Origin of the sequence: Maribacter litoralis, from assembly GCF_902506355.1 — a bacterium.
Lineage (GTDB): Bacteria > Bacteroidota > Bacteroidia > Flavobacteriales > Flavobacteriaceae > Maribacter > Maribacter litoralis.
Genome location: NZ_LR733271.1, coordinates 1,062,826 through 1,077,336, shown reverse-complemented (window position 1 = coordinate 1,077,336; position 14,511 = coordinate 1,062,826). Strand labels below are relative to the sequence as shown.

Annotated in this window: 10 protein-coding genes; 9 read left to right on the top strand and 1 reads right to left on the bottom strand. The window is 36.6% G+C overall.

Annotated elements, in window-relative coordinates:
- The first annotated feature begins 54 nt into the window (after positions 1-54).
- The 8 genes from EXIGUO8A_RS04455 (at position 55) to EXIGUO8A_RS04420 (ending at position 11,201) form a co-directional block, all read left to right on the top strand.
- A complete protein-coding gene (locus EXIGUO8A_RS04455) occupies positions 55-1,965 on the top strand; it encodes an ABC-F family ATP-binding cassette domain-containing protein (protein WP_159302087.1) in 1,911 nt (636 codons plus the stop codon).
- Positions 1,966-2,126: 161 nt separating this feature from the next.
- Positions 2,127-3,002 (top strand): leucine-rich repeat domain-containing protein, encoded by an 876-nt coding sequence (locus EXIGUO8A_RS04450; protein WP_116771082.1) that lies wholly within the window; start codon positions 2,127-2,129, stop codon positions 3,000-3,002.
- A gap of 211 nt (positions 3,003-3,213) precedes the next feature.
- Positions 3,214-4,098 carry a leucine-rich repeat domain-containing protein gene (locus EXIGUO8A_RS04445; RefSeq protein WP_159302086.1) on the top strand — a complete coding sequence of 295 codons (885 nt, stop codon included), beginning with the start codon at positions 3,214-3,216 and terminating at the stop codon, positions 4,096-4,098.
- A gap of 430 nt (positions 4,099-4,528) precedes the next feature.
- Entirely contained in the window at positions 4,529-5,659 is a 1,131-nt protein-coding gene (locus tag EXIGUO8A_RS04440) for an efflux RND transporter periplasmic adaptor subunit (protein ID WP_159302085.1), read from the top strand.
- Positions 5,659-8,919: an efflux RND transporter permease subunit gene (locus EXIGUO8A_RS04435; RefSeq protein WP_159302084.1), complete on the top strand. Its 3,261-nt coding sequence runs from the start codon at positions 5,659-5,661 to the stop codon at positions 8,917-8,919. Before EXIGUO8A_RS04440 ends, EXIGUO8A_RS04435 begins: the two co-directional genes overlap by 1 nt.
- Positions 8,919-10,283: a TolC family protein gene (locus EXIGUO8A_RS04430; protein ID WP_159302083.1), complete on the top strand. Its 1,365-nt coding sequence runs from the start codon at positions 8,919-8,921 to the stop codon at positions 10,281-10,283. The genes EXIGUO8A_RS04435 and EXIGUO8A_RS04430 overlap by 1 nt, the downstream gene beginning before the upstream one ends.
- A gap of 57 nt (positions 10,284-10,340) precedes the next feature.
- Positions 10,341-11,009 carry a hypothetical protein gene (locus EXIGUO8A_RS04425; RefSeq protein ID WP_159302082.1) on the top strand — a complete coding sequence of 223 codons (669 nt, stop codon included), beginning with the start codon at positions 10,341-10,343 and terminating at the stop codon, positions 11,007-11,009.
- 9 nt (positions 11,010-11,018) lie between these two features.
- Positions 11,019-11,201: a CPXCG motif-containing cysteine-rich protein gene (locus EXIGUO8A_RS04420; protein WP_159302081.1), complete on the top strand. Its 183-nt coding sequence runs from the start codon at positions 11,019-11,021 to the stop codon at positions 11,199-11,201.
- Here the strand turns inward: EXIGUO8A_RS04420 and EXIGUO8A_RS04415 are convergent, their stop codons facing one another.
- Positions 11,202-11,879, bottom strand: coding sequence for a head GIN domain-containing protein (locus EXIGUO8A_RS04415; protein WP_159302080.1), 678 nt, complete (start codon positions 11,877-11,879; stop codon positions 11,202-11,204).
- A gap of 236 nt (positions 11,880-12,115) precedes the next feature.
- Here EXIGUO8A_RS04415 and EXIGUO8A_RS04410 point away from each other — a divergent pair, with 236 nt between their 5' ends.
- On the top strand, positions 12,116-14,431 hold the full coding sequence (locus EXIGUO8A_RS04410) for a glycoside hydrolase family 113 (RefSeq protein WP_159302079.1): 2,316 nt from the start codon (positions 12,116-12,118) through the stop codon (positions 14,429-14,431).
- The last annotated feature ends 80 nt before the right edge of the window (positions 14,432-14,511 follow it).

Here is a 14,511-nt window from a genome sequence, read left to right as displayed (position 1 = left end):
AAGGTATGGGTATATGTTATCCACACCTTGGGTCAACAAGAAGAATAAGAATTTATGTTAAACGTTCACAACCTATCTGTCTCTTTTGGAGGAGAATATCTATTTGAAGAAATTTCATTTCGTTTAAATGCGGGTAATCGAGTAGGACTAGTAGGTAAAAACGGAGCTGGTAAGTCAACCTTATTAAAACTGCTCAATAAAGATATGGCTTTGGATACCGGTGTCATTGCGGTTGAAAAAGACATTAAAATTGGCTTTTTAAGGCAGGATATAGATTTTGTTCAAGGTAGGTCGGTTTTAGAAGAGGCTTATCAGGCTTTTGAAGAGATCAAGGCTTTAGAATTAAAGTTAGATGAAATCAATCATCAACTTGCAGAACGAACGGACTACGAATCTGAATCATATAATCAGTTAATAGTAGATTTAAGTGATATCACCCAACATTATGAAATTTTGGGCGGTTATAATTACCAAGGTGAAACAGAGAAAATACTTCAAGGTTTAGGTTTTAAGAGAGAAGATTTCGATAAAAAGACCGAAACATTCTCAGGTGGCTGGCGAATGCGAATAGAACTGGCAAAACTTTTACTACAAAGTAATGATGTACTGCTTCTCGATGAGCCTACTAACCACTTGGATATTGAATCCATTATTTGGTTTGAACAGTTTTTGAACAATTATACCGGTGCAGTGGTAATTGTTTCTCACGATAAAATGTTCTTAGATAATGTTACCAATAGAACCATAGAAATTTCTTTAGGTCGTATATACGATTATAATAAGCCATATACCGAGTACTTGGTTTTAAGAAACGAGATCAAGCAACAACAAATTAACGCTCAAAAAAATCAAGAGAAAGAAATTCAACAGGCAGAACGATTAATAGAAAAGTTTAGAGCTAAATCTACCAAAGCTTCAATGGCACAATCATTGATAAAAAAGCTCGATAAAATTGAGCGCATTGAGGTAGATGAAGATGACAATAGTGTTATGAGCTTACGTTTTCCTATTTCCGTTACGCCAGGTAAAGTTGTTGTAGAAATAGAGGAGCTTTCCAAATCTTACGGTAGTAAATTGGTGTTGAACGATATTAACCTACTTATAGAGCGTGATAGTAAAACCGCATTTGTAGGTCAGAACGGACAAGGTAAATCTACTTTGGCAAAGATTATAGTTGGCGAACTAGAACATGAAGGTCACCTAAAGCTAGGGCACAACGTTCAAATAGGATATTTTGCACAGAACCAAGCAGAATATTTAGATGGTAACAAGACCATACTAGATACTATGATCGATGCTGCAAATGAAAAGAACAGAAGCAAGGTAAGAGATATTTTAGGATCGTTTTTATTTAGGGGCGATGAAGTGGATAAATACGTAAAAGTACTATCCGGTGGTGAACGTAACCGTTTGGCTTTAGCTAAAATGCTTTTACAGCCCTTCAATGTACTTGTAATGGATGAGCCTACCAACCACTTGGATATTAAATCTAAGAATGTATTAAAGCAAGCTTGTTTAAATTTTGAAGGAACCCTAATATTGGTTTCTCATGATAGAGATTTTTTACAAGGACTTACCAATAAGGTCTATGAATTTAAAGATCAAAAAATTAGAGAATACTTGGGCGATGTTGATTTCTATTTAGAGCAAAGAAAAGTAGAAGATTTTAGGTCGATTGAAAAAAAACAAACAGTAATTACAGAGAAGGAAAAACCAAAAGCATCCACATCTTTTCAGGATCAGAAAAAGATTAAGAGTCTTAAAAATCAATTGAGTTCGGTAGAAAGTAAGATCGGTACTTTAGAAAAAGAAATTAAGGAAATTGATCATAACCTGCTTGTAGATTATGATGCCACTATTGCGGAACCTAATTTCTTTGATGGTTACCAAGCCAAAAAGAAGAAATTAGAGACGTTAATGCAAAAGTGGGAAACCTTAACCATTGATATTGAGGAGTTAACGTAACTCGTAATTTTCTTACCACAGATTTCAGGGGTTTCACAACATATTTTGGTAGTTTCACAACAAAGCAGGGTAAATCAACGATAAAATTTCAGTTTTCAACGTTATTAGTTCAAATTTGTAGGATAATTCTTAGTTGAATACGAATACCAAACCACCATCATATGAAAAAACTATACTATTTAAGTTTCAGCTTGTTGTTTCTAACAACCGTTTGTTTTGCAGAAGTTTCTAAAAAAGAGAAAAAAGCATTAATTGACCTTTACGAAACTACCAATGGTATGCATTGGGTAAAGAAGTGGGATTTAAAAGCTCCGGTTTCTTCATGGCATGGCGTTAAGGTTGAAGATGATAAAGTAGTTGAAATCAACTTGTTCCATAATAATTTAATGGGGTCGCTATCCTCAGAGATTGGTGATTTGGAGAATTTAAGAGTTTTAAATCTTGCTTTTAATTCATTGACAGGTAAGTTACCGGTAGAAATAGAAAATCTTTCCAATTTAAAAGTATTGAAATTAGAAATGAACAGGCTAAATGGTGAGCTGCCAGAAGGTATTGGTAGTTTGTTACAATTAGAGGAGCTTTCTGCATTCAATAATTTTTTCACAGGTGAAATTCCTGCTTCGGTAGGTAATTTAAAAGGTTTAAAGGTGTTGAACCTTTCTAGTAATGAGTTGCACGGCGATATTCCTAGTTCATTAGGTGCGTTGTCTCAATTAGAGACCCTTGGTCTTTTTGAAAATAGACTAGAAGGTACTATTCCACGAGATATGGGTAACCTTAGTAAGTTGAAAGAATTGGTATTGGCAAATAATAGGCTTATTGGTGATATTCCGAATGAATTTTCACAATTGGCGAGTTTAGAGGTTTTTCAAATACAGAATAACAATTTCAGTTCATTTAAAGCTTTAGAACTTTTGGAAACTAAAGAGTACTTGGTTTTTGATTATGATAAGGAAGATGAGAAAATTGAATTTAAGGATATTAACTTCAGTAGAACCAGAATGGCAGATACGAAGTTTGAAGATATAGAAGAGTAAGAGTAGTTTACACTTTTAGTTAGTTTGGTGAAAAAAAGAGATGTTGAACAGCATCTCTTTTTTATTTTTCTACAATTTAAAATACCAAACTATCATAAATGTAATTTTCGCACGTTATAATAAAAGTACTTTTTACACCAAAGTGTTCTAAATGATGTTTTTAGGTGTTAATTGTATGAATTGAAATCCCCCAAAATCTAATTTTTTCAGTATGAAAAATAATATCAAACAAACCTGCTTATTTATTCTTCTGGCCTGTAGTGTTTTGGTGCAAGCCCAAATACCGGCAAGTGAGAAACAGTATTTAATAGAATTCAACCAAAGTACCGTTGGTGAGCAATGGCAACAAAAATGGGATCTTACAGCAGATCCATCTAGTTGGCATGGTGTTGAGGTAGCAGATGGTCATGTGGTTGGTTTAAAATTGTATCGTAATAATCTAACGGGAGCAATCCCAGACGGTATATCTGCCCTTACTCATTTAAAATCGTTGAACCTTGCTTTCAATGTTCTAGAAGGTAATTTGCCTAAGGACCTTTTCAGCTTAGAAAATTTGATATCATTACGTTTAGAAATGAATAAGATCTCGGGTACATTACCACAAGAGTATTCAAAAATGAAACAATTGGAAGAGCTTTCTATGTTCAACAACTTGTTTCAAGGTGAAATTCCAGAAGGCATTGGTGAAATTCCTAATCTTAAAACGTTGAACCTATCCAGTAATTACCTAGAGGGTAATCTACCTAGGTCTCTAGAAAATCTTCAAAAATTGGAGCGTTTAGAGTTGTTTGGCAATAAGCTTGCAGGAGAAATAGAGGTTGATTTAGGTCGCTTGGTGAACTTGAGAGAATTAATTCTTTCATATAATCAGTTTGAAGGAGATATGCCTAGTGGTATGGCAACCTTAAGTAATCTAGAATTTGTTCAATTACAGGGAAATGATTTTAGGTCGCTTAATTCGTTGTTACGAATGCAAAGCACTAAACTAGCAGTTTTTGATAGTGATGACGAATTTTTAAATATGAAATTTGGTACAGGAGAAGCAAATAGAACACGTATTGTGGATACCAAATACGAAGATGTAAAACGAAATTAAATCAATGTAGAATATATTGTAAAAGGGATGCGAAAGCATCCCTTTTTTATTTTATAGCGAACGTAAAAGTCATATTTTTTTATGATTACTTTAACCATAGGGGCTTTCAATGCCAGATGTGTTTTTTTGTAGTTTCGCCAAAGATTAACTGATTTCCAAAAATATCTAGTTAAAGTCTGTTTAAAAATGCAGCTTGTTTTAACAATATTTTGATTGTTGTCTTAGACGGTAATTGTTTTTTAAACGTTGATGTTAAATGCTCTTTTGGGAAATGGTGATGAAAATGATAATAATGCTTAAAGCTGAGATTGTTTCAAAGTCGTTTCACATTTGAATTTGGTCGTTTCATTTAATCGTCATAATCCTAAAGGATATTAAAAAGTACTTTTGATCCTGTGTTTTTTGAAATACGCTTATAAATTATAATAAAATGCGAAAAATTATTTTTACCGTACTAGGTATTTTACTAATTGTAGTATCCTTTTTTCTTGCGGGTTATATTATTGATAGTAAAAAAACATTCAAGCCTAAATCAGAGAAGGTTGTAAAAACTGTTTTTACCGAGGTCGTTGAAAACGGTACGGTGCCCATTGTAGTGTCTGCCAATGGTAATTTAACTGCCAAACAACGTGTAGAGCTTTATGCTGAAGTTCAAGGTGTATTCAAAAAAGGCAGTAAGCTATTTAAAGAAGGTCAGGCATTTCGCCAAGGTGAGACCATTATAAGTATAGATGCAAATGAATATGCAGCAAGTGTTCAATCTGCAAAAAGTGATCTTTTTAATCAATTAACGGCAGTAATGCCAGATTTACGTTTAGACTACCCGGATATCTATTCTAAATGGCAAGATTACCTCGCTAATTTCGATATGTCGAAAAGTACACCTGCACTACCTGAAATGGGTACGGAGAAAGAAAAGTTTTTTATATCTGGTAGAGGTATTCTTACCAGTTATTATAATGTCAAGAATTTAGAGCAAAGATTATCTAAATACCGCATTACAGCGCCATTCTCTGGTGTTCTTACCGAAACGTTGGTTACGGAAGGTACGCTGGTAAGGTCAGGTCAAAAATTAGGAGAGTTCATTAATACGGAAGTTTATGAACTTGAAGTGGCTATCAGTAAGCGGTATACAGATTTATTGAAGGTAGGCGAATCGGTAGAGCTAACAAATCTAGATGATAACAGCACATATAAAGGTAAGGTGACGAGAATCAATGGTAGTATTGATCAAGCAACGCAAACCGTTAATGCCTACATAGAGGTTGAGGACAAAAACCTACGTGAAGGAATGTATTTAGAGGCAGATTTAGATGCTAAGAAGGAAGAAAATGCAATTGAGGTAGATAGAGGGCTTTTATTGGAAGACAACAAAATTTTTGTTGTTAGAGATTCTATTCTAGATGTTATCGATGTAGAGCCTGTTTATTTTTCCGATAAACGCGTAGTGCTTAAAAATGTTCCCGATGGCGTAACTATCGTGTCTAAACCTATAAGCGGTGCATATACCGGTATGGCGGTGAAAATTTATGCTGAACAACCAGAAAACACAAAAGGATAATGCGTAAACTTATTGAATATTTTATTCGGTATCACGTTGCCGTTAATGTCGTAGTAATATCCTTTGCCCTTTTTGGTATTGTTGGTGCAAAGGCATTGAAATCATCTTATTTTCCACTTACCGATTCTAAGAATATTTCCATCACTATTACCTATCCAGGAGCTTCGCCACAAGAGGTAGAAGAGGGTATCGTCTTAAAGATAGAAGACAACCTAAAAGGCTTGGAGGGCGTGGATCGTGTAACTTCCACTTCAAGGGAGAATAGTGGTACGATCAATGTAGAAATCGAGAAGGGAGAGAACATTGATTTCATGCTTTTAGAGGTCAAGAATGCGGTAGATAGGGTGCCAACTTTCCCAACAGGTATGGAGCCTTTGATCGTTTCTAAGTTAGAGACCGTTCGCCAAACCATATCATTTGCCATAAGTGGAGAAAATATTCCGTTGGCAACATTAAAAAGTGTAGGTAGGGAAATTGAGAATGATCTACGTGCCATGGACGGTATATCTCAAATAGAACTTTCTGGTTTTCCAGATGAAGAAATTGAAATAGCCGTGAACGAGAATGATCTTTTGGCCTACGGACTTTCATTTACAGAAGTTGCAAGTGCAGTTGGTAATGCCAATATACTAGTTACCGGTGGTAATATTAAGACTGATGCCGAAGAGTACTTAATACGTGCCAATAACCGTTCGTATTATGGTAGTGAGTTAAATAACCTTGTGGTTAGGGCAGATCAATCTGGTAACGTAATTCGTTTAAAAGACGTTGCAGAGGTAAGAGATCGTTTTGCAGAAACGCCAAATGCAAGTTATTTCAATGGTAATTTATCTGTTAGTGTCTCTATTACAAGTACCAATAATGAAGATCTTATTTTAGCTGCGGATCAGGTGAATGAATATGTTGATGATTTTAATGAAAAGTACAACAATATAAAGCTAGATGTTGTTTCCGACCAATCTATCACGCTAAATCAAAGAACACAGTTGTTAACTGAAAATGCCATAATGGGTATGGTATTGGTATTAATATTCCTATCTCTTTTCTTGAATACAAGATTGGCGTTCTGGGTGGCCTTCGGGTTGCCAGTAGCATTTTTAGGAATGTTTGTTTTTGCCGGTTTCTTCGATGTGACCATTAATGTGCTTTCTTTATTCGGTATGATTATAGTTATCGGTATTCTGGTAGATGATGGTATTGTAATTGCAGAGAATATCTATCAGCATTATGAAAAGGGTAAATCTCCTGTTCAGGCAGCTGTAGACGGTACTATGGAGGTATTGCCTCCAATTATTTCAGCTATTATAACCACTATTTTGGCATTCTCTATTTTCTTGTTTTTAGATAGTAGAATTGGGGAATTCTTTGGTGAAGTATCCGTAATCGTTATTTTAACATTGGTGGTGTCATTGGTAGAGGCATTGGTCATATTACCTGCTCACTTGGCACATTCAAAAGCATTACAGCCTATTGATACCAAGCCAAAAAGCGGATTCGCAAATGCATTTGCCAAACTTAGGGTAATCAATGAGTTTGGAGATAGATTAATGGTATGGATGCGTGATAATCTTTATACTCCCGTATTGAGATTTTCAATGAATCATAAAATATTTATGTTCGCCGTTTTCGCTTCGGCATTCATATTAACGTTAGGTTCTGTTGGTGGTGGTATTATTAGAACGGCTTTCTTTCCAAGAATTGCCAGTGACCGTGTGGGTATAGAGCTAGAAATGCCAAACGGAACCAATGAGAAAATAACAGATTCTATTATTTCATTTATAGAGGAGAAAGCAATCATAGTAAATCAAGAACTGTCCGATAAATATTTTCCTGAAGGCGATAAAATGGTTTTTGAAAATATGATCAGAAGATTGGGGCCAGGTTCTTCATCTGCGGTATTGACCATTAACCTATTACCAGGCGAAGAAAGACCTAATGATATTTCTGCGGATATGGTTACCCGTAGATTAGAAGAGTTAGTGGGACCGGTTTTAGGCGTAGAAAGTTTGATCTATGGTTCTGGTGGTAATTTTGGAGGATCGCCTGTTTCGGTTTCTTTGTTGGGTAATAATATAGAAGAGTTAAAAGCTGCAAAAAAGGAGCTTAAGGATATACTTACTAAAAACCCAAGATTAAAGGATATCGCAGATAATGATCCTGCCGGTATTAAAGAAATCAGATTGACCTTAAAGGAAAATGCCTATTTACTTGGCTTGGATCTTCAAGCTTTAATGACCCAGGTTCGTGCCGGTTTCTTTGGTGTACAGGCACAACGTTTTCAAAGGTCACAAGATGAGATTAGGGTTTGGGTGCGCTATGATAGAGAAGAGCGTTCTTCAATTTCCAATTTAGATGATATGAGAATTGTAACTCCATCTGGTGAGCGTGTGCCATTAAGCGAGGTTGCAGATTATACTATTGTTCGTGGAGATGTAGCCATCAACCGTTTAGAAGGAAGGCGAGAAATTCAGGTATCCGCAGATATGAAAGATGTAAAGGATAGTCCTACGGAAATCATGACAGAGATTCAGAACGTACACATGCCGGAAATACAATCTAAATATCCAACGGTAAGTGCTTCTTATGAAGGGCAAAATAGAGAATTGGAGAAATTAACGGGTTCTTTAAAGCTTGTAGGTTTCACCGTAATTCTGTTAATATATATTACCATAGCATTTACGTTTAGAAGTTTCAGTCAGCCGTTAATGTTATTGTTATTGGTGCCATTTAGCTTTACCGCAGTTGCTTGGGGTCACTGGATTCATGATTTTCCAATAAACGTACTTTCCATATTGGGTATCATTGCATTGATCGGTATTATGGTTAATGATGGTTTGGTACTCATAGGTAAGTTCAATACTAATTTAAGAGAAGGTATGTCTTTTGACAACGCCATTTTTGAAGCGGGAAAATCAAGATTTAGAGCAATTTTCTTAACATCGGTAACCACAATCGCCGGTTTAGCTCCATTAATGTTAGAGACCAGTAGACAGGCGCAATTCTTAAAGCCAATGGCAATTTCCATTGCTTATGGTATTGGTATTGCTACGGTGCTTACCTTATTGATGTTGCCATTGTTTTTATCGTTCAGTAACAACTTAAAAGCACAGAATCTATCTTTCGCTTCTGGTCATAAGATTACGAAAGAAGAGGTAGAAAGAGCGATCAAAGAAAGAAAGGAAGCTGCGCATTTAGAAGGTCATACGCAACATGCAATAGAAGATGGTGCACAAACACATAAGAATCTAGATAAGTTATAATGAGTAAAGTAAGATTCATCACATTATTGATATTTCTCCCTGTTTGTTCAATTTTTGCACAAGAGAAAACACTCTCAAAAGAAGAGGCTGTAGCTAAGGCATTGGAGAATAATTTTGGAATTGAGATTGCAAAAGGTCAGGTTGATATTGCCGAGAATAATGCCAGTGTGCTCAACTCCGGCTATTTGCCAACTTTAACGGGTACTGCCGCCGCTACATATAATAACAATAATACCACTACGGAATTCCCAGGGCAGTTCAATGATGATGGTAGTGCTAGAGATGATATTTCCATTGATGGTGCAGAGAGCCAAAGATACAGTGGGGCTTTAAACCTTAATTACACTTTGTTTGATGGTTTGGGTAGGTACTATAACTATAAAAGACTAAAAGAGCAGTATCAGCTAAGTACCTTACAGGCACGTGAGACTATTGAGAACACCATGATCCAAATGTTTACGGTCTATTTTGAAATTGCCCGTTTAACTGAAAATAGAAATGTACAAAAGCAAGCTTTGGAGATTTCTAGGGATAGGATTACCAGGTCTGAATATTCATTTGAATACGGACAAAACACCAAATTGGATATTTTGAACGCACAGGTAGATATGACCAATGATAGTATTGCATTATTGAACACTGAGCAGCAATTGGCCAATGCAAAGCGCGATCTAAACGTAGTGTTGAATCAAGATTTAAGTTCACAGTATATGGTAGATACCACAGTGGTCTTTATACCTAAGTTTCAAATAGTGGAGTTTATGGATCAAGCCATAGCCAATAACGTGGCCGTACTACAGACAGAGACCAATTTGAACATTAATGCCTATGACATTAAAGTAAATAAGTCTGGGTATTTGCCTACTATTGGGCTAACGGGTTCTTACGGTTGGAATAGAAACCAGAATGCTCCTTCTGCATTTTTAACGGGAGCGGTTTTTCCAGGTACAAATTCTAACGTTGGTAATTATGCATTGGGTGCCAGTTTAACATGGAATCTTTTTGATGGCGGTAGTACAACGGTAAGCGTAAAGAATGCAAAAATTGCCTATGCCAATCAAGAATTGTTAAGAAAGCAGGTAGAGCTAGAGGTAAATCGTGATATGCAGAACGCCATGGCGTTATATGAGAATCTGCTGAAAATATATCAAATACAAGAACAGAACGTATTTACCAACCAGAACAATTTTGAACGCTCAAGAGAGCAGTTTCAATTGGGTAGTATTACATCAATAGAGTTTAGACAGGCACAGATCAATTTACTGAACGCGCAGACCAATAAGAATTTGGCAAAGTACGATGCTAAGTTGGCAGAACTACAGTTATTGCAGCTTACTGGGCAATTATTGAATGTAGAATTATAAGCGGTAGACCTTTAAGTTTTTAATCTCGATTACCGAGTAAATTAATTACAAAAGAACATGTATAGCGATAGAACAAATAGCGAGCTCATAGAGATAATGAACCAACATTCATTGCTCACGTTTGAAGCACAATTAAGTTTACAAGATGAGTTGCAAAAACGTGCTGTTGTTGTAGATATGAGCGATTTAAATACGACCATAGCCAATAAAAGGGTACAAATTAAGAATTTGGATTACTTAAAGGATTTTGGTTTTCAAGCCAATAGAACCGCAGATGAACTTATCGTAACCAGAACTCAAAAGGCTTTGTTTACCGATATTTTAGCGGTCATAGTAGGTCTATTGGTATTCTTGTTGGGTATTTACGGTTGCATTAATTTGGTTTATACGTTTATAAACGGTGATGAGTTAGATGTGTTTACCTTGGCATATAAATTTGCCATGGCCGGTTTACTTTTTATAGGCTTTAGCTTTTTTAGTGGATTACAACGCCTATTCGACTTTTATGGCTTTGAGTTGAGAAAATCGAATAGCTCAGTTACTTTAAAAAAGCGATTTGATGTAAAATTGGAAGAGATCAACATTGATCCGGCAGATGTACATTTAGAGGAAGACGAAGATATCTTGGCTTTAAAGCTGGGGCGTGAGACCATTTTCACTTCCAATAGCGGAAACTTGATACAAACACTTACATTACAAGATTTGGCAAAAGAACTGAAAGCTTAATGTATAGCTATGTTCGAGCATTACTTTCAATGTCCGTATTGTTGGGAAGAAGTATCCATGCTTCTTGATCCATCTATTTCTCAACAAACATATGTAGAAGACTGCGAGGTGTGTTGCAACCCTATTGAAATTACACCACAATTTCAAGATAATGAGCTTATTGCTTTTGATGTTCAGAGTATAGAACAGTAGTCATTCCACTATGGCAATTTTACCACCAAAAGTATCGTCTTTATCCACAGATGTGGGGTTTCCGTAAATTGTAATGGCTCCACCGGCTTTTACCTTGGCAATGACCGCTTCACTGGCATAAACTTCGGCACTGCCACCAGAAAGTACAATTACGGTGCTGCTTTTTGTTTTTAATCCTTGGTTCAAAAGTTTTCCACCGGTATTGATCATAACCTCTTGGTGACTACTGGTACCGGACAGTTTTATTTCACTTCCACTAGTGCTTTTGGCGGACACGTTATTATAGGCAATATTTAAGGTGATGGTACTGGCATCTTGTGCTTCAATGGCTAAATCGGTACCGATCACCAGTCCCGTAGAAATAATCCTCGAATTTTTGTTGGCATCAATTATGGATAACGCCTCGGTATAGAACAACTTTAAACTTAGAATGGTATTTAATACAGATTCCCCTGAACACATTTTTAATCGTAATCGCCCGTCGTTTTCGGTAATGCTAAGGTCCTTTTTATCGCTAGCAGGTATTTCGATCTTATTCTCATCACCTTTTACAAGGGTAACACTAATTCTATCATATACCTGTAATTCGGTAAAGTCTTCTAAAGGTATGGTTGCATTGTTTTGGGCGGCCAATAGGTAAGTGCAAAAAACAAAGGTTGAGAATAGTACTGATTTCATGAAGCGTTGGCTATTTAGTAGTACAAAGTTAAGGTAGAAATAGCTTATTACCACAACAGCTATGTTTTGCAACTCTATTTGCGTAAATATCAGGTTGGGCTTCATAGTATTGATAGTACGGTCAATTACAGGTTTGGGTATACCAATGTCCTTTTTTTAAGTTAAATAATGCCTTGTTCGGCATTAGGTTTTGCAGTTTTGCTATCTTATACTGTCGTTTAATTCTCATTAGGTCCATGAACAGGAAATATCTATTGGTAGTCTTATTTGTTATTGTCGGTATCGTCGGCTTTGCCGGAGTGCAATATTTACCAACAGCTGAAAATGAGGGTATTTCGATAGGTCTGGATTCCGTTTCCTCCAGAAGGGATTTACGCAGAACTTTTTTTGATAAAAGAGAGATTTTGGTGGTTTATGGAGCAAAAGACCCAACATTACAGCAGCAGTATAAAGATTTACTTCACGAACTTTCTAAAAAAGAGATCACACGTTCACGGCGCAGTGTTAAAGTAAGCTATAAGGCTGTTGATGAGGTTGATGATAGTAGTTTTAAAAATTCAATTGTCTTTTTGGTAGGTACGGTAAATGAGAATCCGTTCATTAAAAAATATATGGGCAGTACACCGTTTCAGGTGTCGGAAACGAATATTAACATTGGTGCTAAAGAAGTACCTAATAACAATTCCATTCTTGGCGTGTGTTTTTATCCGAGTCCCGTAGATCCAAAAATTCCCTTTGCCTTTTTAACGGGTACCAATGCCAATGAAGTTTTTGAGTTATTTGCAGAAAAGGTGGCAGAAAAAGGACAGTCGTTCTACCGTCAGAATTTGGAATATGAGGTGTATGAGCAAAAGGAAAGATTGGTCATGGGCGATTTTAATGCCCAATGGGGTATCGAGGGTTCCACATTCTTCAATTTCGCCACAGGTACAGAAATAGTATTGGATACCGATGAGTTTAAGTTTATTAACCACCAACAAGCTCTAGATCCTGCAATGGTGGACAAAAAGGTAGCGGAGGTAAAGGCAGCCAAGGCTAAGGTTGTCGGTTTTGTCGGTAGAAATAATGTGCCGAAAATCACCTATAATTTCTACACCTGTACAGAAGAAAAAGGTCTAATGACGGGCAATACCGACCACTCTACTTTTGATGTGGCAACCAACTCGGTTCACACCATTATTAATAATATATATGCCAACAATTATATTGGTAGAGACAATGCTTTAATGCTGTACAACCTTATAGGGGAAAGTAATAAAACCATTTTTAATGTGGGGCTACCTATTTATTTTACCGATACTTGGCAGATGAAGGGCTATAAATATTGGGCGGCAAGATTGGTGGAGTCTGAAAACACGTATACGGTGGCAGAGTTGCTGAACAACACATTTTTGGAGATGGAATCGTCATTGATCAGGGATTGTATGGCGGGTGCGTTCGCAGATTTTCTAATTAAGACGTGGGGCAAAAACAGGTACTTGCAACAGTATAAGAATGTATCGCTTTCTAGCGGAGAGATAAAAAGCCTTGATCTTAAATGGCAACAGTATTTAAAATCCTTACCAAAAGCACATCCGAAGGAAAAAAAGGAGACCAAGAAACTACCTTACCTAAAAGGCTTCAATTTTGCCCATGAAGGTTATAGTATTTACAATGGTTATGGTTCGCAAAAAGCTACCGAAGCATTATTGAAGCAAAAGAATATGGGTAGTAATGCCATGGCCATAGTACCGTATACGGGCATCAATGACATCAACACCCCTACGCCCTTACATTTTAGTGATAATGCGGGTAGTGAAAATGATGACGCCGTGGTACATGCTGTTTCAATGGCAAGTGATATGGGTATGTATACCTTATTGAAACCTCAAATTTATGTTGGTGGTAGTTGGCCTGGCGGTATAGATATGCCTACGGATGCACAATGGGATAAATTCCACGATTATTATTATCGGTGGATTCGACACTACGCATTTTTGGCAGAAATTCATGAGATGGATGCGCTCTGTATTGGTGTGGAGTTCACAAAAGCAACATTGGCCCAGCCAGAAGCTTGGCGTGAGATGATTAAAAAAACAAGGGCGCTGTATTCGGGGCAACTAACGTATGCAGCCAATTGGGGTGCCGAATTTGAAAATATTACGTTTTGGGACGATTTGGATTTTATAGGACTTAACTCTTATTATCCTTTGAGTAAAAAGGATAACCCTACCAATGAGGAGATGAGTTTACGGTTCGATACGGTAAGAACCAAAATTAAAAAAGTATACGACTATTTTAAGAAACCGATAGTTTTTACTGAAATAGGGTTTAGAAGTATAGATGCCCCTTGGAAGAACCCGCACGCTGAGGCAGATGATACCATAAACGAAGAAGCACAGCAAAGGGCGTACGAAGTTATTTTTAAAGGTATTGAGAACGAACCATGGTGCCAAGGCATTCTATGGTGGAAATTTCCCAGCTACATAGAATACCGTGGTGAACATAATAATGCCTTCACGCCCAATAACAAATTAGCCGAAGAAACGGTGCGAGATTGGTTCACTAAGTAGAGATGTATCCGTAAAAACGAATGTTATTTAATTGTTTGGTAGCATCAAATGAATAGTGCTCAAGTACTATTATATTCAAA